This is a genomic window from Enterobacter sp. 940_PEND (assembly GCF_001059415.1).
GTDB lineage: Bacteria > Pseudomonadota > Gammaproteobacteria > Enterobacterales > Enterobacteriaceae > Enterobacter > Enterobacter cloacae_M.
The window spans coordinates 26,565-47,953 of record NZ_JUMS01000006.1; the positions used below are offsets into that span (position 1 = coordinate 26,565).

Genomic DNA, 21,389 nt, shown 5'->3' on the forward strand with positions numbered 1-21,389 from the left:
TATTTTTTCTTTAAGGAAATATCATGGCAGATAATCTTTTGGAAATGATCGTAATTGGCCGACCAGCCACGGTTAACAGGAAAGGTCCTAAATCTTTGAAGGCAATCTGGCAATCGAAAGTTTTTAATTCTGCAAAAGCAGAATATACTGGCATGCAGGTTAAGTATAAGACAACTTTTAAAATATTTTATTTCCCACATAACAACTCTTATTCAGATGTAGACAACGGACTTAAATTTACCATTGATGCACTGGCTCCGGTAGTCATGGAGAATGACAGGCAAATAACGCGCATTATTGCTGAGCGATTCGTGAAGGAGCCTGGAAAATCCCTTGTCGTTCCATTATCCCTAGCTCCCTCAATTGCTAAAATATTAGAAATGAGAGAAAACAACTCGCCTGCAGAATATATGACCTTAATTAAAATTGAAAAATATAAATGCAACGGAGGCAAACTATGGTAAACTATTACGATTATTACCATTACCAAGTTGAATTAATTAAAACAGAATATACTTTAAAAGAGTATGCTGTTTATGAAGACTCACCAAGAACACCTTCATATAAAAATTTTCTATTTGATTTAGTTGCAATTAGCAAAGACAAAAAAGAGATTATAATCATAGAAATAGTTAATAAACGTCACGGTAACCATTACCGTAAGCGTATAAGCATGATGGAAGAATTAACCACCCATCCTTTTTTACATCACTATTTTAATGTTGATAAAGATGCTCAAATATTGGTTGATTTTAGATATATTGATAATCGAGAGAGCGAGCAATCGGAAATAAATGCTAAGATCCAAGAAAAATTTTCTGATGATAATATAGCTATTATTCTTTCCGAAAGAATACCACCACTTTATCTTAATAACGAAATCACTGCAACCAATTCATTTATTAGAGACTGGATTTATATAGCAAGAATGATTCGTTCCATGATCTCTTTTCACAGAACACAAAATAATCATCATCGAAACAAGAATTCAACCCTTGATTATTTCAACCTGATACTTTACGAATTTGACATACATCCTCTGGAACAAATTAATGCAGAAGTGAGAGACCTTTACACACTATATTCAATTGTGCTAAGTGTTATCGAAGGAAATAAAGTATCAGAACTTGAAGCCAGAGAAATGAGATGGCATCTAAAATACCTACAGCAGCAATTCAAAATAAAAACCACATCAGAAAGAAATAAATAACAATGCAAATTTAGCCGTAATTAACTTTACGGCTAAAATAAGTAATAATTCAATCTTTACCTCCCTGCCCCATAGCGCTACAATGCCCGCCCTTAAAGTGGGGGATCTCCCCTTACCGCTGCACCTGGTGCACGCGGATCTGACCTGTCATCAGAACGAGAACAAACATGTTTAAACCGGAACTCCTTTCCCCGGCGGGAACGCTGCAAAATATGCGTTACGCTTTCGCCTATGGTGCCGACGCCGTTTATGCGGGCCAGCCGCGCTACTCGCTGCGCGTGCGTAACAACGAATTCAACCACGAGAACCTGCAGCTCGGCATCAACGAAGCGCATGCCCTGGGCAAGAAATTCTACGTGGTCGTGAACATCGCGCCGCACAACGCTAAGCTGAAAACGTTCATCCGCGACCTGAAGCCGGTGGTGGATATGGGGCCGGACGCGCTGATCATGTCGGACCCGGGTTTAATCATGCTGGTTCGGGAGAACTTCCCGGAGATGGATATTCACCTCTCCGTCCAGGCTAACGCCGTTAACTGGGCGACGGTGAAGTTCTGGAAGCAGATGGGACTGACCCGCGTCATTCTGTCCCGAGAGCTTTCGCTGGAAGAGATCGAAGAAATCCGCACCCAGGTGCCGGATATGGAAATCGAAATCTTCGTTCACGGCGCGCTGTGCATGGCCTACTCTGGCCGCTGCCTGCTCTCCGGCTATATCAACAAGCGCGACCCGAACCAGGGCACCTGCACCAACGCCTGCCGCTGGGAATATAACGTCCAGGAAGGCAAAGAGGATGACGTCGGCAACATCGTCCACAAGCACGAGCCGATCCCGGTGACCAACGTCGAGCCGACGCTGGGCATCGGCGCGCCAACCGACAGCGTGTTTATGATTGAAGAAGCCAAACGTCCGGGCGAGTACATGACCGCCTTTGAAGACGAGCACGGCACCTACATCATGAACTCGAAAGATCTGCGCGCCATCGCCCACGTTGAGCGTCTGACCCAGATGGGCGTGCACTCTCTGAAGATCGAAGGCCGCACCAAATCCTATTACTACTGCGCGCGCACCGCGCAGGTGTACCGCAAAGCCATCGACGATGCGGCGGCCGGTAAACCGTTCGATACCAGCCTGCTGGAAACTCTGGAAGGCCTGGCGCACCGCGGCTATACCGAAGGCTTCCTGCGTCGTCATACCCATGACGACTACCAGAACTACGAGCACGGCTACTCCGTTTCCGAGCGCCAGCAGTTTGTCGGCGACTTCACCGGCGAGCGCAAAGGCGCGCTGGCGGCCGTGGCGGTGAAAAACAAATTCACCAAAGGCGACAGCCTGGAGCTGATGACCCCACAGGGCAACATGAACTTTACGCTGGAGCATCTGGAAAACGGCAAAGGCGAAGCGATTGACGTGGCGCCGGGTGACGGTCATACCGTCTGGCTGCCGGTTCCGGAAGAGGTGGAGCTGAAGTTCGCGCTGCTGATGCGTAACTTTAACGGTGAAAGCACCCGAAACCCACACGGCAAATAGTTAATCAGGGAAATTTTTTCGCGCTGGGATAATTCTTAGAATCGGATCACATACCGCTTCGTTCAATACGGGTATTATCCCCCCGCTGAAAAACATAACCCATAAATGCTAGCTGTACCAGGAACCACCTCCTTAGCCTGCGTAATCTCCCTTACGCGGGCTTATTTTTTGCCTTCTCTCTCCTCAACCCAGGCAATCAGTTCGTCGATTTGCCCCTCCGAGAACACGGCTATCCCATGCTCTGCGAGCAACGATGCAGCAACACCCCTCCCCGCTTTATGTATCCCGCGAAAAGATCCGTCATAAATAAACTGACTGCCGCACGTTGGGCTGCCATCGGTTAATAGTGCTGCGCTACACCCCGACTCCTGAGCAGCGCGTAGCGCGAGCCAGGCTGCAAGCTGATACTGCTCAGTCACATCCTGCCCTGTATTTTCACTAATTCTGGCTTGCCCGCGCATTACGTCTTTGCCATCAGCGGACATAATCTCTGCCGGAGGACGAGGTACAGTCAGCCCGGCCGCAAGTTCAGGGCAGTGGATAACCAGACGCTGTTCCTGCTGCCAGCGAGCGAGCAGCTCGTTCATTCGCGCTTTTTCACTTCCGTTGTAACGAACCTTTAAGCCCATCAGGCACGCGCTTACCAAAATTTTATTCATCATCACTTTCCTGTGATTACGTTACTACCATCGCTGGAGTGTAACGCGCTTTCGGGCATATTTTGTTCCTTTCATCCTGTTCTTACCCGCTTTTTTCCTCTCTGCTATACACTCTTACTAACGCTAAAAAAGGGAGCAGCGCGGATGGCAACCTATCCAGACAGTTTATTGATTCTCAATGGCAAAAGTGCGGGCAACGATCTGCTGCGTCAGGCAATTCAGGGTTTGCGTGACGACGGCGCGCGCATTCACGTCAGGGTGACGTGGGAAAAAGGCGACGCGGCACGCTATATCAATGAAGCCCTCGGGCTTGGCGTCAGCACCATCATTTCCGGCGGCGGCGATGGCACCATCAATGAGATTGCGTCAGCGCTTATCGACCTGCCCCCGGCAAGCCGGCCGGTGATGGGCATTTTACCGCTCGGCACCGCCAATGATTTTGCCACCAGCGCAGGGATCCCGGAAGAGCTGGAGAAGGCGCTTCAGCTGGCGATCCTCGGCAAAGCCACCGCTGTGGATATTGCGCAGGTGAATGATAAAACCTGCTTTATCAATATGGCGACGGGCGGGTTTGGCACGCGTATCACCAGCGAAACGCCGGAAAAGCTGAAGGCGGCGCTGGGCGGCGTGTCGTACCTGATCCACGGCCTGATGCGCATGGACACCCTCAAGCCTGACCGCTGCGAAATTCGCGGCGAGGATTTTCAGTGGCAGGGTGACGCGCTGGTAATTGGGATTGGCAACGGACGTCAGGCGGGCGGCGGACAGCAGCTGTGCCCGGAGGCGCTGATTAATGACGGACAGCTTCAGCTGCGTATTTTCACGGGCGACGGCCTGCTGCCCGCGCTGTTTACCACGCTGACGCAGCCGGAAGAGAGTCCAAATATCATCGCCGGGAAATCAGCGTGGTTTGAAGTGAATGCTCCCCACGGGATGACCTTTAACCTCGACGGAGAGCCGCTGAGCGGGACGCAGTTCCGCATTGAGGTGTTGCCCGGCGCGCTACAGTGTCGGCTGCCGCCGGACTGCGTGCTTTTGCGCTGATGTTTCGCACGGTGCGCGATGATGCCCTCTCCCACCGGGAGAGGGAGATGGAGCCGTCAGGCAATCGTGACTTTGCTGTCGAGATAGACGTCCTGAACCGCATTGATCAGCTTCACGCCGTCGGCCATCGATTTCTTAAACGCCTTGCGGCCAAGGATCAACCCCATGCCGCCCGCACGTTTGTTGATCACCGCCGTACGCACCGCGTCTGACAGGTCGGTATCACCACCCGCCGCGCCGCCTGAGTTAATCAGCCCCGCGCGGCCCATGTAGCAGTTCGCCAGCTGGTAGCGCACCAGGTCGATCGGGTTATCGCTGGTCAGCTTGCTGTAAACGCGATCGTCGGTGTAGCCAAAGTTCACCGCTTTATAGCCGCCGTTATTCTCGGCCATTTTCTGCTTCACAATATCCGCGCCGATGGTCGCCGCCAGGTGGTTCGCCTGCCCGGTCAGGTCGGCGGATACATGGTAATCCACGCCGTCTTTCTTGAACGCGTTGTTGCGCAGATATGCCCACAGTACGGTGACCATGCCCAGCTCGTGCGCACGCTCAAACGCCGCGGAGATCTCTTCAATCTGACGACGGGACTGTTCGGAGCCGAAGTAAATCGTCGCCCCTACCGCCACCGCGCCCATGTTGAACGCCTGCTCGACGCTGGCGTAAAGGGTCTGGTCATATTCGGTTGGGTAGCTAAGGGTTTCGTTGTGGTTCAGCTTCACGAGGAATGGAATGCGGTGGGCATAGCGACGCGAAACCGAGGCCAGCACGCCGTAGGTCGACGCCACGCAGTTACAGCCCGCCTCAATCGCCAGCTCAACAATGTTCTTCGGATCGAAGTAGAGAGGATTCGCCGCAAAAGAGGCGCCCGCAGAGTGCTCAACGCCCTGGTCCACCGGCAGGATTGAGAGATACCCGGTGCCGCCGAGCCGCCCGGTGTTGTAGAGCGTCTGCATATTTCGCAGGACCGCAGGCGGACGGTTGTTATCGATCATCACGCGGTCAACGTAGTCGTGACCAGGCAGATACAGCTGGTCGGCTGGAATGGTCATACAACGATGCTGTAAAAGGCTGTCGGCGTCTTTGCCAAGCAACTGCGCAATATCAGTCATGTGATACTCCCGTAAGTCCGACGTCGTGTCGGTGTGTGTTTATCCAGTCCCATCTTTTATGGGCAGACTAAGCCTGGTACCGACTTAACAGATTTTCCACCTTTTGCATTTTTTTTCAGCACAATCTGCTGGCTCGATTCGTGTACAACAAAACTGTTACATTGATCAAACAATCGCCACAAAGGTATTTAAAAGGTATTATTGAGTGGTATGTTAAAGGCGTACCCTCTCTGACATGCAGGATTAAAAAATGAAAACGAAAGTCCAACTGTCATTCATGATGTTTGTTGAATGGTTTATCTGGGGCGCGTGGTTTGTGCCGCTGTGGCTGTGGCTGAGCAAAAGCGGTTTTACCGCCGGGGAAATCGGCTGGTCTTACGCCTGTACCGCCATTGCCGCGATCCTCTCCCCGATTCTGGTCGGCTCGCTGACGGACCGCTTCTTCGCCGCGCAGAAAGTGCTGTCAGCGCTGATGTTCGCCGGTGCGATTCTGATGTACTTCGCTGCACAGCAAACCCAGTTCAGCACCTTCTTCCCGCTGCTGCTGGTTTACTCCCTGACCTATATGCCAACCATCGCGCTGACCAACAGTATCGCCTTTGCCAACGTGGACGACGTCGAGGCCGATTTCCCGCGCATCCGCGTGATGGGCACCATCGGCTGGATCGCCTCCGGTCTGGCGTGCGGGTTCCTGCCGCAGATGCTGGGCTACAGCGATATTTCCGACACCAACATCCCGCTGCTGATGACGGCAGCCAGCTCCGCCCTGCTCGGCGTCTTTGCCCTGTTCCTGCCGAATACGCCGCCGAAAAGTACCGGCAAGCTGGATTTCAAAGTGATGCTCGGGCTGGACGCGCTGATCCTGCTGCGCGACAGAAACTTCCTGGTGTTCTTCTTCTGCTCGTTCCTGTTCGCCATGCCGCTGGCCTTCTATTACATCTTCGCCAACGGCTATCTCACCGAAGTGGGGATGAAAAACGCCACCGGCTGGATGACGCTCGGCCAGTTCTCCGAAATCTTCTTTATGCTCGCCCTGCCGTTCTTTACCAAACGCTTTGGTATTAAGAAGGTCTTACTGCTGGGTCTGATTACCGCCGCCATCCGCTACGGGTTCTTCATTTACGGCGGAGCGGAACAGTACTTCACCTACGCCCTGCTGTTCCTCGGCATTCTGCTGCACGGCGTAAGCTACGACTTTTATTACGTCACCGCGTACATCTACGTGGACAAAAAAGCGCCGGTGCACATGCGCACCGCCGCGCAGGGCCTGATTACGCTGTGCTGTCAGGGCTTTGGTAGCCTGCTGGGTTACCGCCTGGGCGGCGTGATGATGGAAAAAATGTTCGCATACAAAGAGCCGGTGAATGGGCTGACCTTCAACTGGGCCGGAATGTGGACGTTTGGTGCAATCATGATTGCCGTGATTGCCGTGCTGTTTATGCTGTTTTTCCGCGAATCGGATAAAGAGATCGCCGCAATTGAGGTGGTTGATAGCGATGCCGCGCTGACACAAGGGGAAGTTAAATGAAACAAGAACGTGTTCTCGGTGCCCTTTACGGGCAGGCGTTAGGCGATGCGATGGGCATGCCGTCGGAGCTGTGGCCGAGAAAGCGCGTCAAGGCGCACTTCGGCTGGATCGACCGCTTTTTACCCGGCCCGGCAGAGAATAATGCGGCCTGCTATTTCAAACAGGCAGAGTTCACCGACGATACCTCAATGGCGCTGTGCCTGGCGGACGCGCTCATCGAGTGCGACGGGGAGATTAACGCGGACGTTATCGGCAAGCATATTCTGCGCTGGGCGCTCGATTTCGACGCGTTTAATAAGAACGTGCTCGGCCCGACCTCCAAAATCGCGCTTAATGCGATTCGCGACGGCAAGCCGGTTAGCGAACTGGACAACAACGGCGTAACCAACGGGGCGGCGATGCGCGCCTCCCCGCTGGGCTGCCTGCTCCCGGCCACGCGTCTGGAACACTTTGTTGAGCAGGTGGCGCTGGCCTCCAGCCCGACCCATAAATCCGACCTCGCTATTGCCGGCGCGGTGGTGATTGCCTGGGCGATTTCCCGCGCCGTCGACGGCGAAAGCTGGCAGAACATCGTCGATGCGCTGCCGGGTATCGCCCGCTACGCGCAGGAGGCGAAAACCACCACCTTCAGCGCGTCGCTGGCGGCACGTATTGAGCTGGCGCTTAAGACCGTACGGGAAGCCAACGGGGTTGAGTCCGCCAGCGAGCAGGTTTACCAGCTTGTGGGGGCCGGAACCAGCACCATTGAGTCCGTTCCGGCGGCCATTGCGATGGTCGAACTGGCGGGAACCGACCCAAACCGCTGCGCCATTTTATGCGCCAACCTGGGCGGCGATACCGACACTATTGGCGCGATGGCGACGGCCATCTGCGGCGCGCTCCATGGCGTACAGGCGATTGACCCGGCGCTCAAAGCCGAACTCGACGCCGTCAACCGGCTCGATTTCGGCCACTATAGCGAGAAACTGCTGCACTACCGGGAGCAAAGGGAGGGCGTATGAGTTCATTTGCCCAACGTCTCGACACCCTGCACGCCACGCGCCCGGTGACGGTGCTGGGCGCGGCGGTGATAGACGTCATCGCCGACGCCTACGCCCTGCCCTGGCGCGGGTGCGATATCGAGCTCAAACAGCAGGGCGTGAATATTGGCGGCTGCGCGCTGAATATCGCCATCGCCCTGAAGCGGCTCGGCATTACAGCGCAAAACGCCCTGCCTGTTGGTCACGGGGTATGGGCGGACATCATCCGCAACGCCATGGCGAAGCAGGATCTGCACAGCGCCATCCAGGCCGAAACCGGCGATAACGGCTGGTGCCTGGCGCTGGTGGAGCCAGACGGCGAGCGCACCTTTATGTCCTTTAGCGGCGTGGAGAACCAGTGGCAGCAGCGCTGGCTTGATGTGCTTAACATCCCGTCGAAGAGCCTGGTCTACTTATCCGGCTACCAGCTGGCCTCGCCGTGCGGCGAGCTGCTGACACGCTGGCTGGAGGGGTTGCGGGACGTGACGGCGTTTATCGATTTCGGCCCTCGCATCGCGGATATCCCCGACGCGCTGATGGCGCGGATTATGGCCTGCAGGCCGATCGTGTCGCTCAATCGTCAGGAAGCGGAGATCGCAGCCGAACGACTGGGCGTAGCGGCTGAAAACCTGGGTGCGGAGTGGCAGCAGCGCTTCGGCGCCGCGCTGATTGTGCGTCATGATAAAGACGGCGCCACATGGTATGACGGTGACGTCTCGGGCGTTGTTCCGGCGTTTCCGGCGACGGTTGTGGACACCATTGGCGCTGGCGACAGCCACGCGGGCGGCACGCTTGCCGGGCTGGCGGCGGGATGGTCACTGGCAGACGCCGTTCTGCTGGGGAACGCTGTGGCGTCCTGGGTAGTCAGCCACCGCGGCGGGGACTGCGCCCCGACTCGCGACGAATTATTCCTCGCACACAAAGACGTATAGATCGCTGCGACAGTAGCTGATGCTGTACTCAATCGGCCGGTGCTGTTGGTCAAGCGCAACCTGCTTGATCACCAGCACCGGTATTTTTTCGTCCATCTTAATGTGCGCCTGAAACTCGCTGTCCGGCATGCGGGCGCTAACCCGTGAACGGGTGCGCTGCGGGAAGATATTCTGGCTGCGGAAGTAGTCGTACAGCGAAATGCCAATCGCATCCGGATCGGGAATGAGGCCAACCGGCACCCAGGACTCTTCAATCGACACCGCATCGTCATCCACATAGCGAATGCGCTTGAGCAAAAAGACCTCGCTGTCCGGAGGAATCGACAGGTGGTTTGCGACCTCTTCCGGGCACTTCACCACCCGCTTGTTGACCCACAGCGTATTAGGCTTTTGGCCGCGCAGCACTACCTGCTGGGAAAAACCGCGCGCCTCTTTCAGCGAATATTCAAAGATATTGTTGATTTGCGTGCCATAGCCACGGGAGCGCGTCACCACGCCCTCTTCCTCCAGCGCCTGCATCGCCTTTCGCACAGTGATGCGCGACACCCCGGTTAACTGGCTCAGATCGCGCTCGCCGGGCAAAATATTCCCGTGCTCCAGCACCCCGCTGCGCACCGCGTTTTTTACCGTTTCGGCAAATTTCAGGTACAGCGGCGTGTTGTCAGGCGCGGCGATCCGTTCATTCAGTTGAGCGATTAACCGGGTATGCGCTTGTTCCATCTCTGTTTTCTCAGGCGTGGTGTTTCCTGCCAGTATACTGGGTTACCACCATGCATGAAAATGATGAACCGGCCCAATACCGTGACCCACTTCCAGAGTATCGGCTTTTGCCAGCGCCGCCGAGAGCCAGGTTTTCGCTTCGCGCACCGTATCGGCCCAGCCGTCATGCCGCGGGCGCAGCGCCGCCAGCGCGGCGGAGAGCGTGCAGCCCGTGCCGTGGGTGTTTTTGGTCTGCACGCGCGGCGCGGTAAAGCGTACTTCGCCGTCGCGGGTAAACAGCCAGTCCGGGCTTTCGGCATCATCCAGGTGCCCGCCTTTCATCAGCACCGCGCCGCAGCCCATCGCCAACAGCGCGTTTCCCTGCGCTTTCATCTCGCGTTCAGTTTGCGCATGCGATGTGCCTAACAGCGCGGCGGCTTCCGGCAGATTGGGCGTGATAAGCGCCACCTGCGGCAGCAGCTTTGTACGCAGCGTCTCCACGGCGGAGGCGGAGAGCAGCGGGTCGCCGCTTTTCGCCAGCATGACGGTATCCAGCACCACGTTTTGCACCTGATAGCGTTTAAGCCGCTCGGCCACCGCTTCCACAATATCCGTCTCGGCCAGCATGCCGATCTTGGTGGTATCGATGCGCACGTCGCTGAACACAGAATCCAGCTGCGCGGCAACAAAATCCGGCTCGATACGATAGACCGACTGCACGCCGCGCGTGTTTTGCGCCACCAGCGCGGTAATGACCGAGCAGCCGTACGCGCCAAGGGCCGAGAAGGTTTTGAGATCGGCCTGGATACCCGCGCCGCCGCTGGGATCGGTGCCGGCAATGGTCAGGGCGTTAATCCGTTTCATGCCTGCTCCTCCAGCGTATAGAGCGCATCCAGAAACGCGCTGGCAAAACTGCCAGGCCCACGTGACTGCGCAACGGCCACCGTTCCGGCTCGCTTCATCCATCCGCAGGCGGCAGCGACGTTATCCATCCGGTCGCCAGGCAGCGAGCAGCTCGCCGCCACAACGGCAGAAAGCGCGCATCCGGTTCCCACTACGCGCGTCATCAACGGATCGCCGCCCGTTATCGTGCGGGTGCGTTGCCCGTCAGTGATGTAATCCACCTCGCCGGTGACGACCACAACGGCACTGGTCTGGCGAGCCAGCGCCTGTGCGGCGGGCACCGCGCTGGCTGCGGTATCGGTTGTATCAACGCCGCGCCCGCCCGCGCTCATTCCGGCAAGGGCCAGAATTTCGGAGGCATTGCCGCGAATGGCAGCCGGTTTCAGGGCAAGGATTTGATGGCAAAAACGGGTGCGGAACGTCAGGGCGCCCGCGGCAACCGGGTCCAGCGTCCAGGGCTTGCCTGCAGCCACCGCGCTTTCTATTGCCCGACGCATCGCCTGGGCACGCGGCGAGGTCAGCGTACCAACGTTAATCAGCAGCGCATCGGCGATGCCGGCAAACTGTTCAGCCTCTTCGGCCTCAATCACCATCGCGGGTGATGCGCCAAGCGCCAGCAAAACGTTGGCCGTGAAGGTCTGTACGACATCGTTGGTCATACAGTGGGTCAGCGGAGAACGGGTTCGGAAGTGGTGTAAAACGCGTAAATTGAGCAGGTCAGGCTGCATGGGTTCGCTCCTGCCTTGCGTGAAGAAGCGATGACCGGGAAGGCATCTGACTTCCCTACGCTGGCATTATCCAGATCAGGTAATACGGGTATTTCTCAGCCTTCACAAAGAAGGGCACCCCGAGTCAAAATACTTTTAAAACAGTGAGTTATAAAACTCATTAACGTTATGTAGTGTAACCGCGGCCCCAGGCCAGGCGCAAGGAGTTTCGATTTATCACGCCGTTTGTCACAGCGGAAATCTCCAGACGCTCTTTCCCGTCATTTGCCAACATTTATTACGCTTTAGTTAATTCTGGTTCAGTTATTGTTAATACGTTATTGAAAAACTTTATTACGTACTTTTGCTGAGACTATTATTTTTTATTACGTGCTCATTCCGCTTTTATAAGATAGATAAACTTCTTTCGCATGAAAGAATAAGAAAGTACTAATTTATTTAACTCTATTAAACATTTGTACTTTCATCAATAGCTTAACGCTTCCCTTGATTTATCGCACAATCCATAAGTTAATATATACATTAAATAAACCTCCTCGATACAGCACCCTGCCCTTTCATTTATTCATATCATTTATGATTTAGATCAAAATCATCAATTTGGGTTTAATCGATAGTTTATTCACGCTACTAAAAAAGGTCCGGGCATCGAATATCCAGTATTTACATACGGAAATACAGATATCCACATGCCACTAAAGCCAAAACTGTTCTGCTTAATTTTGTTTTTTTATACATTAATGATGTGAGTCCTTCGAATGAAACTTTTCAATAAATCTGTTATTCCTGTTTTTGTATTTGGGGTGGTCGCCGGTAGCGCCATGAATATTACCAACGCTGCTGCTGCCGTTTGGGATGACGCATCAATCACAGATATTGTGAATGACCATCAAGACCAAATTACGCAAAACAGGGTCGATAGTATTGCTCGCGATCTCTCAACTGAAAATCGCTTAACGCAGGTGGATAGCGACCTTCAATCCACTAAATTAGGTGTTTTGGTTATTGAGCAAGCCACAAATGACGCTTACCAAAAAGCCTTGCTTGCTGGCGCGCTTGCAGATACTGCCAATCAAAAAAGCGATGCGGCTTTACAGGGCGTTATGACGAACGGCACAGAAATTATCAATATGGAAAACGTTAACAAAGTGCAAGATAACCGTCTTGACAGCCTGGAAAATGCCCCTAAACCCACTAACGGCGTAGATGGTAAAGATGGTAAAGATGGCGTGACGACCACCGTGACGCACATGCAGGTAGACGCAGCAACGCAAACTAAAGTGGCTAATAATACCCAGGCTGTTACCGCCACCGCTCAGGAACTTCAGGCAACAAAGCAGACGTTACAGGCAATGAATAACAACACCAATCAGCAATTCAAATCATTGCATGACGAAGTGGATAATAATAAGAAGCAGGCCAACGCCGGTATCTCGGGCGCCATGGCGATGGCAGGTTTACCGCAGGTACAAACGAATCAGCATGTTATGTTCTCTGCTGGCGGTGCAACGTACAATAATGAAAGCGCCCTTGCCGTCGGGGCATCCGTTAACTTTAGTTCACATGTCATCGCGAAAGTGAGCTTCTCTGATGATACCGCCAATAATATGGGGGCGTCAGTTGGCGTCGGAATGGGCTTTTAACTAAATACAACTTAAGCATTATTAACTGACGCCGTTAAGTTAATAACCCGCTTGCCTCCGGCAAGAATAGCGATGACAGAAAAAACATGCTCAGACATATCATTATTTCAGCGACCCTGTATCTGATACTCATTGGTGTCGGTATTTGGATCGGCATGATGTACGTCTCTTATTATCTGTGCGTTTTATAAGGTGGACAAAAGTTTAGCCATGAAAACTCAATTAATATGGATTGCACTGATATTGACGGTAGCGACAACACCGGCTCATGCGATTAACGCGCACTATCGTGCTCAATTAGAACGTTCAGGATGTACTGAGATGAACGCGAATGACGGCTCTTGTGATATTCACAAAACAAAAGCCCAAAATGCGGCACAGCACACAACAGCTGCGGTCCACGACCCTTTGCGTGAAGCCACTTTCACATCGGATGCGTTTAACGCCACGATTTCAAATGGCTTTTTTAACGCCACCATTAACGGCAAAAAGGCCACCGTGAAACGTCTGAATGCTCATTTCTATGAGATTCACGGTAATGGTTTTGTTATATCGCTAAGCCTTGATGAGAACGGCATTACGGCGGCGTCCTGGAATAAGACGACGGGGCGTAACCACGGCATTTTGCAAGTGTCGCAGAAATAAAGCTAACAAGGAGGCTGTCTGCCTCCTTTTTGGTCAGCGAATGGCACGATTTGTCACACTCTTTTTTATGAATTTACAGTCGGGACAGAACATACGTAACTGTCTGTTTTTCTTTATCATAAAGCGCAATTTTCTTTCTTAAAAAGGGGATATCTCTTCCCCTGAGCGCCATGTCACAAAACAGTAAACAAATTAACCATTGAGCCCCGTGGCAAAAGGCTCTATATTGGCGGCGTTTTTTTCAGGCCCCCATCTGTTTTTTAACTTTTTATTCAATCGTGGCTCATAACGAAGCGGCGGTTGTAGGAGTGATATGATGACGGATAAAGTCCGTATTGACACCGTAGATGCCCACAAAAGCAACGAAACCTATCTGGCCCGTCAGGCCGAGTTTGAATCTAACGTCAGGAGTTATCCGCGCAAACTGCCTTTAGCCATCACTAAAGCAGAAGGCGTGTGGATCACCGATGCAGATAATAAAGAATACCTTGACTGTTTAGCAGGCGCGGGGACCCTTGCGCTTGGCCATAACCATCCTGATGTGCTGAAAAGCATCCAAAATGTCATTACCAGCGGCTTGCCGTTACATACCCTGGATCTGACTACGCCTCTGAAAGACGCGTTTTCTGAATACCTGCTCTCTCTGCTGCCTGGTCAGGGCAAAGAGTACTGCCTGCAGTTCACCGGTCCATCCGGTGCTGACGCCGTTGAAGCGGCGCTGAAGCTGGCGAAAAAAGTGACCGGTCGTAGCGGTATCATCAGCTTCTCTGGTGGTTACCACGGTATGACCCACGGCGCGCTGTCCGTGACCGGCAACCTTTCTCCGAAAGAAGCGGTTGACGGTATGATGCCAGAAGTGCAGTTCATGCCTTACCCGCACGAATACCGCTGCCCGCTGGGTATCGGTGGTGAAGCGGGCGTGAAAGCGCTGACTTACTACTTCGATAACCTGATCAACGACGTTGAAAGCGGCGTGCGTAAACCTGCTGCGGTGATTCTGGAAGCCGTTCAGGGCGAAGGCGGCGTGAACCCGGCTCCGGCTGAGTGGCTGCAGCGCATCCGTAAAGTGACTCAGGAACACGGCATTCTGCTGATCCTCGACGAAGTTCAGGCTGGCTTTGCCCGTACCGGTAAATTCTTCGCCTTCGAACACGCGGGCATTGAGCCAGACATTATCGTGATGTCTAAAGCCGTAGGTGGCGGTCTGCCGCTGGCCGTGCTCGGTATCAAAAAGCAGTTCGACGCATGGGCGCCAGGTCACCACACCGGTACCTTCCGCGGCAACCAGCTGGCGATGGCAACCGGTCTGACGACGCTGAAAATCCTGAAAGACCAGAACATCGCAGGCAAAGTGGCTGCACAGGGCGAATGGCTGAAAGGCCAGCTGAAAGAGATGGCGAAACGCTATCCTGTTATCGGCCACGTGCGCGGCCTGGGCATGATGATCGGTATTGAGATCGTTAAGCCACATGAAGCCGCTGACCACATGGGCTGCTTCCCGGGCGACGGCGAGCTGTCTGCACTGATTCAGAAGAAGTGCTTCGAAGCCGGTCTGATTCTGGAGCGCGGTGGCCGTAACGGTATCGTTCTGCGTCTGCTGCCGTCTCTGCTGATCAGCGACGAAGAGCTGAAAATCTTCCTGGATAAATTTGAGCAGGCACTGCTTGCTGCGGGCGTTCGCCCGGCGTAACCGGAGTTATTGATTACGATGTCTGATTCAAACCCAATTTTGTTCTCCTCTGCGCAGAGCATTGAAGCTTATCAGCAGGCGATCGAACAAAGCACTCAGGCTGTGATGCAGTGGCTGAAACAGCCTGAGATGTACCAGGGCAAAACGGTCGCAGAACTGCGCGACCGTATTAAGCTGGATTTCAACCCGAAAGGGCTGGGCAACGAAGCGGCGATTGAACGCGCCGTGGAGTTCTTCCTGAAAGACAGCCTGTCCGTTCATCACCCGCAGTGTGTGGCGCACCTGCACTGCCCAAGCCTGGTGGTAAGCCAGGCGGCGGAAGTGCTGATCAACGCCACTAACCAGAGTATGGACTCCTGGGATCAAAGCCCGTCCGCAACCATTATTGAGATCAAGCTGATCGAGTGGCTGCGTACCCGCGTGGGTTATCAGGCCGGCGACGCAGGTGTCTTCACCAGCGGCGGTACCCAGAGCAACCTGATGGGCCTGATGCTGGCTCGCGATGCGTTCTTCGCGCGTCAGGGTCACTCCGTTCAGCAGGACGGTCTGGTGGGAGATCTGCGCAAAATTCGCGTGCTGTGCTCCGAAAACGCACACTTCTCCGTGCAGAAAAACATGGCGCTGATGGGTCTGGGCTACCAGTCCGTGGTGCAGGTGAAAACGGACGAATTTTCCCGCATGGATCTGACCGATCTGGCGGCGAAAATTGAGCAGTGCAACGCGAACGGCGAGCAGATTCTGGCGATCGTCGCAACGGCAGGTACAACCGATGCCGGTGCTATTGACCCGCTGCGTGCAATTGCAGAGCTGGCCGCTAAGCAGAACATCTGGGTACACGTTGATGCGGCCTGGGGCGGCGCGCTGCTGATGTCTGAGCAGTATCGTCACTACCTGGACGGCATCGAGCTGGTGGATTCCGTCACCCTGGACTTCCACAAGCAGTTCTTCCAGACCATCAGCTGCGGCGCGTTCCTGCTGAAAGAAGCGCGTCACTACGAGCTGATGCGCTATCAGGCGGCCTACCTGAACTCTGAGTTCGACGAAGAAGCGGGTGTGCCTAACCTGGTGTCCAAATCTCTGCAGACCACCCGTCGTTTTGACGCGCTGAAGCTGTGGATGAGCCTGGAAGCGCTGGGTCAGGAGCAATACGCGGCGATCATCGATCACGGCGTGACCCTGGCGCAGCAGGTTGCGGCCTACGTGAAAGAGCAGCCTGCTCTGGAACTGGTTATGCAGCCACAGCTGGCAAGCGTTCTGTTCCGCTTCCGCGGACAGGTTCAGATGGATGACGCGGGCATCGCCCTGCTGAACCAGAAAATTGGTGATGCGCTGCTGGAATCCGGCCGTGCGAACGTTGGTGTGACCGAGCACAACGGCGTCACCTGCCTGAAGCTGACGCTGCTGAACCCAACCGTGACGCTGGAAGATATTAAAATCCTGCTGTCTCTGGTTGAGCGCACCGCGCAGGAAGTTCTGGCTAAGTAATACAACACCCCTCTTCCGCCGGGAGAGGGGTTATTTTTATACGCCTGCCCACCACATCCTTAATTTTAATCCCCAGTAGCTCGTCCAGCCCGTCGTGGTGCTGACCACATTCCCCTTCGACACAATGACCAGCGTCGGCGTTACGCTCACCTGCCACTGCTGCGACAACGCACCGTTTTCATCGTTTATCACCGGCATTTTCAGCTGTTTCTTTTCAACCCAGCGCGCAAGTTTTGTGTTATCACCGGAACGCATGGCAATGCTCACCACGTTCCCCCCCTCTTCTGCCAGCTGATTAACGGAAGGCGTCGTGTAACGGCATATGCTGCACCAGGTGGCCCAGACGTAAATCAGCAGCGGCCGTTCCTGGCTCAGGGCCGAGATATCGTGAATGTTACCGTCGATGCTCTGCATTGGTGTTGCGCTAAAACTGGCGGGGAGTGTCGGTTTTCGATACTGATCAACACCCCACACTACGGCCAGCGTCAGCAGAACGAGTACGATTCCTTCCCGCGCCCAGCGGCGCAGTCGACTGATTTTGCGGTTATCCATTATGACCTCATGTTTTAACGAAGGTCATCTTAACGGGCAATACGCCATCACGCTGTAAAGAAGTGTCGCGTCAGGTTTATTCCTGGGTATAACCGTAGTCGTAATGGCTATATCCCGAGTTGTAATAAAGCACGGCAGATTTCACGATATCATTGAGGATCGCGCCATTCACCTGCACGCCCATTTGCTGCAGACGATTCAGGCAGTTCTCGATCTCCTTGACGTTAGTTTTACCAAAGCGGGCGACCAGCAGCGTGGTCGCCGCTGCTCGGGCTATCAGCAAGGCATCCGTTACGGCAAGCACAGGTGGGGTATCGACAATCACGATGTCATACATTTTATCTATCTGCGACATCACGGCCTGGAAGCGTTCGCCCATGAGCAGCTCAACGGGATGCGAAGGTTGGGGTCCGCATGTCAATACATCAAAACCGCCCTTCTCAACGTGCTGAACCGCCTCCTGCCATTCGACAGCTCCTGCGAGCACGCAGGATAATCCCCGATGATTGCTCAGTTTGAAAACATTGTGGACATACCCCTTGCGCATATCCGCATCAATAAACAGCACTCGCTGTCCGGCCTGAGCGGCAATCGACGCCAGTGAAGTGCTGACCAGCGTCTTTCCGCAGTCCTGCGTGGGGCCAGTCATCACGACGACCCGGTTTGCGGCATCCATCATGGTAAAATGCAGACTGGTGCGCAGCCCGCGCACCGCCTCGACAAACATATCTGCCGGGCGGTCAACGGGCAGAAAAGGAACGTTGGACGTCCTGTGCTTCCAGTGGGACGCAAACAGGGTTCTCCTGCGCAGGTGCGTTTTTTTCCAGAGCCATACCGAGCGCGGAAGCGTCGCCAGAAGCGGTATCCCCTCCACTTCCAGTTGTTCAGACGAGGTAATGCCCCGCTTAAAGGCTGAGCGCACTAAAATCATGCCGGCAGAGAGCATCAATCCCATCAGCATACCCAGTACGATAATGAGCGCTTTGTGCGGTTTGATCGGATCTGGCTTCGCTATGGCCGGGTCAATAATCCGCACGTTCCCGATAGCGCTGGAGCGCGAAATACTCAACTCTTGCTGACGCGTCAGCAACTGCAGGTATATGGCACGCCCGGATTCAACGTCACGACTCAGCCGCAAGATTTCCTGCTGCGTGGAAGGCATGGTTGAGACGCGATTATTCAGGCGCGCACGCTCGCGTTCAAGCGTTTGTTTTTTCTCCAACAGGGCACGGTAGGTGGGATGGTCCTTTTTAAAAAGTTGTGAAACCTCTGCTTCGCGGAAAGTCAGCTCGTTAAGCTGGTTTTCCACGTTAACAACCTGATCAAGGACTGACTTTGCTTCCAGAGATAAGTCGACAGAATCGCGTTGCTCTCTGTAGGCATTCAGACGCGCTTCAGCTTCATCCAGCTCCCGGCTGATCTTAGGTAATTGCTCCTGTAAGAACGTGAGGCTACGGGAATCTTTCGCTTCCTGGCGCGCAATATTCTGGCTGAGAAAATTTTCTGCAATGGTATTTAGTACCGCAGCGATTCTGGCGGGGTCTTCACCCATTAACGTTAATGCGATCATACCGCTCTGTTTCGCCGACTCAACAACCGTAAGCCTGTTCTGAATGGCGTCGATCGCGTCAAGCCTTGTAACTGCTTCGAGGGTAAACTGGGTGCCTGGTTTCGCACGGAGAGATGTCACCAGAAGCGATATTCCGTCTTTAACCAGCGTTTTCCCCACGATGCCGTCTGCTTCAAGCGTTTTTCCCTCAAGACGATACCGCCCTTTCCCCTGTACGGTGAGTAAAAGCGTTTGTGGCTTACCTTCCAGAAGGGGAATAGTCAGCGCGCCGATCGTTATTTCATCGGATTTACGTCCCCGCACGTGTTCCCACAAAGACCCAATGACAGGAAAAACGCGTCGCCTGGCGTTGTACGTCAGCCCTAATTGATCAACGGTCTCTCCCAGAATCATCCGTGATTTAAGGAGTAAAAGTTCCGGCGCGACATCTGGCGAGAGTTCTGACCCGAACGGGGTCAGGTTCTTGAGCAGCGAGTTATTCTGCTTCGCCTCTACCTGTACCAGGGCATCAGCCTGATAAACTGGCGTGGCGCTGAACGCGTAGATACCCGCGCATACCGTGAACAGGAGCGTGACACACGCAATCGTCACCCGGTTGTCAAACATCTCAGCAAGCAACTGAAGAAGATCGATTTCATTATTCTGCGGTGTCGCAGCACTATATTTATCTGATTTAGAAGACGACATTACGGCTTCATTCCTTGTTGACTCAAACGACGAGTCCATTCCTGACTGGCTTTACCCAATTGCTCGAAAACATATTCATAAACTTCGCGACTTTTGTGATACGGGTCGGGAATGTCCCTGGTTTCCAGCCATTGTCCAAAGAGCAGCGATTTTCCCCGGTTCTCCGGAGTCATTGCGGCAATAAAACGGAGGTGTTTCGGCTCCATTACCAGAATCAAATCGGATTGTTGCAGCAGGCTGCGCGTCACCTTTCGGGCAACATGCCCTTCCAGCGAAACGCCATGACGCCAGGCGACAGCCTGCGCAGCCGCATCCGCCGGGCGTCCTTCAAGTCCAAAAATACCTGCTGAGGTCACCTGCTTGCCGGGTAATTGCTGACGCAACAGCCGCTCACCAATCGGTGAACGGCAAATATTGCCGGTGCAGACAACTAAGATTGACTGAAACATTACTGCGGCCACGATCTGATGTAACGAACGGTTTCGGTCAGGTCATGGACGCCGCTGATGGTAGGCACCAGCTGGGTGATCACGCGATTCCAGCGTGATAACGGTGCCGTAGTGACGTAAACAATGTCATACGGCTCCAGCTGGAATTCCGTACCCAGCACCATTGCTGACGCATCTTCCGCATTCAGTTGATAGATATTGGCAATTTTGTCCGTGTCGCCTTTTTTGGATAGCTGCCGAATAACAAAAATGCCGGTTGCATCGGCCATATTTTGGTTAAGTCCACCAGCATTTCCCAGGGCTTCGGCCAGCGTCATGCCGCTACGATCCATCTTAAGCGTACTCTGCTTGACCACTTCGCCCATCACGAACACTTTCAGCGCGTCGTTCCGGGGAATAAACAGGATATCGCCCGGATAAAGCAGCTTATTTTGAGTCAAATCGCCATGCTGCATCAGCGCATAGAGCGAAAGGCGGGCGTCCTTGCCATCATGCGTGAGCACGACGTTACGCCAGTCGGCATCCGCAGAAAGACCGCCAGCGGCGTTAACCGCATCCATCACCGTCAGTGGAATATTCGTTATGGGTTGTTGGCCCGATTTTTCGACCTCTCCGGTGACATAGGCTTTTTGGGAGCGGAAGGCGGCAATGCTGACGTCCACCTGCGGGCTCTCAATGACTTTATCCAGTCGCTCTGTAATCTCTTCACGTACCTGTGAAACCGTTTTTCCCGCCACCCGCAGCTTACCGACGTAGGGATAAAAGAGAGTACCATCGGCGTTGACCCAGTTGCCTGCATCGCTTGCGCTACGATATTGTCCCGCGGGCGTCGTTAATTCAGGGTGATCCCAGACGGTGACCGTCAGGATGTCGCCTGCGCCAATACGGTATTCCCAGTTTTTGATCTGCTCATCCAGATTAGGATTTGCCTGAGATTTCGATACGGTCGGACGCAGCTTTTCAATCAATCCCGGCGTTAATGTGAAAATTTCCACGCGCTTATCAAGATTATAATTAACGTCTTCCGCCGCAATGACCTTTTTCCCGGACACACTTAAGTTCTGGCCGGGGGCAAATACACACCCCGTTAACTGACTAACGGTGAGAAATAACAGCGAAAATGCAGTTGTACTTTTCATTTGTATAAATATTTCTTTTTAACGTTGCGCTTATCGTTAATCTTGCAAAGAGATCAAATCTAACGCCATGAAATTTAATTGATTATTTTCATGAAACATGAAATTCTGACATTATAAAACGTGGCAAAACTGCTCTCTAAAAAACAAAATTGATACTCATCCCTGTAAA

The 21,389-nt window shown here is 53.7% G+C and carries 20 protein-coding genes and 1 riboswitch; of the genes, 11 read left to right on the plus strand and 9 right to left on the minus strand.

What is annotated here, in order from left to right; all coding sequences use genetic code 11:
* Positions 1–23 precede the first annotated feature (23 nt).
* The 3 genes from ADJ24_RS01450 (at position 24) to yegQ (ending at position 2,739) form a co-directional block, all read left to right on the plus strand.
* Positions 24–464, plus strand: coding sequence for a RusA family crossover junction endodeoxyribonuclease (locus tag ADJ24_RS01450; protein ID WP_023312419.1), 441 nt, complete (start codon positions 24–26; stop codon positions 462–464).
* Complete coding sequence (locus ADJ24_RS01455; protein ID WP_023312420.1) at positions 458–1,210, plus strand: hypothetical protein; 753 nt, start codon at positions 458–460, stop codon at positions 1,208–1,210. Before ADJ24_RS01450 ends, ADJ24_RS01455 begins: the two co-directional genes overlap by 7 nt.
* Positions 1,211–1,377: 167 nt before the next feature.
* Positions 1,378–2,739, plus strand: a complete 1,362-nt coding sequence (gene yegQ / locus ADJ24_RS01460) for a tRNA 5-hydroxyuridine modification protein YegQ (protein ID WP_023312421.1) — start codon at positions 1,378–1,380, stop codon at positions 2,737–2,739.
* A gap of 161 nt (positions 2,740–2,900) precedes the next feature.
* Here yegQ and ADJ24_RS01465 read toward each other — a convergent pair whose 3' ends face one another.
* The gene (locus tag ADJ24_RS01465; RefSeq protein WP_023312422.1) at positions 2,901–3,401 is read right to left on the minus strand and encodes a DUF523 domain-containing protein; all 501 of its coding nucleotides are present in this window, start codon (positions 3,399–3,401) and stop codon (positions 2,901–2,903) included.
* A gap of 141 nt (positions 3,402–3,542) precedes the next feature.
* Between ADJ24_RS01465 and yegS the strand changes: the two genes are divergently transcribed.
* Entirely contained in the window at positions 3,543–4,442 is a 900-nt protein-coding gene (gene yegS / locus ADJ24_RS01470; RefSeq protein WP_023312423.1) for a lipid kinase YegS, read from the plus strand.
* A gap of 56 nt (positions 4,443–4,498) precedes the next feature.
* Here the strand turns inward: yegS and fbaB are convergent, their stop codons facing one another.
* A complete protein-coding gene (fbaB, locus tag ADJ24_RS01475) occupies positions 4,499–5,551 on the minus strand; it encodes a class I fructose-bisphosphate aldolase (RefSeq protein ID WP_023312424.1) in 1,053 nt (350 codons plus the stop codon).
* A gap of 250 nt (positions 5,552–5,801) precedes the next feature.
* Between fbaB and ADJ24_RS01480 the strand changes: the two genes are divergently transcribed.
* The 3 genes from ADJ24_RS01480 to ADJ24_RS01490 are packed head-to-tail and all read left to right on the plus strand — an operon-like array spanning position 5,802 to position 9,030.
* A complete protein-coding gene (locus ADJ24_RS01480) occupies positions 5,802–7,079 on the plus strand; it encodes a nucleoside permease (RefSeq protein WP_023312425.1) in 1,278 nt (425 codons plus the stop codon).
* Positions 7,076–8,080 carry an ADP-ribosylglycohydrolase family protein gene (locus ADJ24_RS01485; protein WP_023312426.1) on the plus strand — a complete coding sequence of 335 codons (1,005 nt, stop codon included), beginning with the start codon at positions 7,076–7,078 and terminating at the stop codon, positions 8,078–8,080. The genes ADJ24_RS01480 and ADJ24_RS01485 overlap by 4 nt, the downstream gene beginning before the upstream one ends.
* Positions 8,077–9,030 (plus strand): PfkB family carbohydrate kinase, encoded by a 954-nt coding sequence (locus tag ADJ24_RS01490; protein WP_023312427.1) that lies wholly within the window; start codon positions 8,077–8,079, stop codon positions 9,028–9,030. Before ADJ24_RS01485 ends, ADJ24_RS01490 begins: the two co-directional genes overlap by 4 nt.
* On the opposite strand, the gene ADJ24_RS01495 is transcribed toward ADJ24_RS01490, so the two are convergent.
* From ADJ24_RS01495 to thiM, 3 genes are read right to left on the minus strand one after another with little or no spacing between them, the layout of a single operon-like run.
* Positions 9,004–9,750: a GntR family transcriptional regulator gene (locus ADJ24_RS01495; protein WP_023312428.1), complete on the minus strand. Its 747-nt coding sequence runs from the start codon at positions 9,748–9,750 to the stop codon at positions 9,004–9,006. The genes ADJ24_RS01490 and ADJ24_RS01495 overlap by 27 nt on opposite strands.
* 42 nt (positions 9,751–9,792) lie before the next feature.
* Complete coding sequence (thiD, locus tag ADJ24_RS01500; protein WP_023312429.1) at positions 9,793–10,593, minus strand: bifunctional hydroxymethylpyrimidine kinase/phosphomethylpyrimidine kinase; 801 nt, start codon at positions 10,591–10,593, stop codon at positions 9,793–9,795.
* A complete protein-coding gene (gene thiM, locus ADJ24_RS01505) occupies positions 10,590–11,360 on the minus strand; it encodes a hydroxyethylthiazole kinase (RefSeq protein WP_023312430.1) in 771 nt (256 codons plus the stop codon). Before thiM ends, thiD begins: the two co-directional genes overlap by 4 nt.
* 35 nt (positions 11,361–11,395) lie before the next feature.
* Positions 11,396–11,492, minus strand: a riboswitch (TPP riboswitch).
* A gap of 626 nt (positions 11,493–12,118) precedes the next feature.
* On the opposite strand from thiM, the gene ADJ24_RS25440 reads away from it, so the two are divergent.
* The 4 genes from ADJ24_RS25440 (at position 12,119) to ADJ24_RS01530 (ending at position 16,823) form a co-directional block, all read left to right on the plus strand.
* Entirely contained in the window at positions 12,119–13,003 is an 885-nt protein-coding gene (locus ADJ24_RS25440) for a YadA C-terminal domain-containing protein (protein ID WP_023312431.1), read from the plus strand.
* A 210-nt stretch (positions 13,004–13,213) separates the two neighbouring features.
* On the plus strand, positions 13,214–13,648 hold the full coding sequence (locus ADJ24_RS01520; protein ID WP_048701914.1) for a hypothetical protein: 435 nt from the start codon (positions 13,214–13,216) through the stop codon (positions 13,646–13,648).
* A gap of 313 nt (positions 13,649–13,961) precedes the next feature.
* Entirely contained in the window at positions 13,962–15,338 is a 1,377-nt protein-coding gene (locus ADJ24_RS01525) for a diaminobutyrate--2-oxoglutarate transaminase (protein ID WP_014884533.1), read from the plus strand.
* An 18-nt stretch (positions 15,339–15,356) separates the two neighbouring features.
* Positions 15,357–16,823, plus strand: a complete 1,467-nt coding sequence (locus tag ADJ24_RS01530; RefSeq protein ID WP_023312433.1) for a pyridoxal phosphate-dependent decarboxylase family protein — start codon at positions 15,357–15,359, stop codon at positions 16,821–16,823.
* Positions 16,824–16,859: 36 nt separating this feature from the next.
* Here ADJ24_RS01530 and ADJ24_RS01535 read toward each other — a convergent pair whose 3' ends face one another.
* The 4 genes from ADJ24_RS01535 to ADJ24_RS01550 all read right to left on the minus strand — a co-directional run bounded on the left by ADJ24_RS01535 (position 16,860) and on the right by ADJ24_RS01550 (position 21,220).
* Positions 16,860–17,375: a protein disulfide oxidoreductase gene (locus ADJ24_RS01535; RefSeq protein ID WP_023312434.1), complete on the minus strand. Its 516-nt coding sequence runs from the start codon at positions 17,373–17,375 to the stop codon at positions 16,860–16,862.
* 76 nt (positions 17,376–17,451) lie between these two features.
* Entirely contained in the window at positions 17,452–19,632 is a 2,181-nt protein-coding gene (locus ADJ24_RS01540; protein ID WP_023312435.1) for a polysaccharide biosynthesis tyrosine autokinase, read from the minus strand.
* On the minus strand, positions 19,632–20,081 hold the full coding sequence (locus ADJ24_RS01545; RefSeq protein ID WP_023312436.1) for a phosphotyrosine protein phosphatase: 450 nt from the start codon (positions 20,079–20,081) through the stop codon (positions 19,632–19,634). Before ADJ24_RS01545 ends, ADJ24_RS01540 begins: the two co-directional genes overlap by 1 nt.
* Positions 20,081–21,220 (minus strand): polysaccharide export protein, encoded by a 1,140-nt coding sequence (locus ADJ24_RS01550; protein WP_023312437.1) that lies wholly within the window; start codon positions 21,218–21,220, stop codon positions 20,081–20,083. The genes ADJ24_RS01545 and ADJ24_RS01550 overlap by 1 nt, the downstream gene beginning before the upstream one ends.
* Between the last annotated feature and the right edge of the window lie 169 nt (positions 21,221–21,389).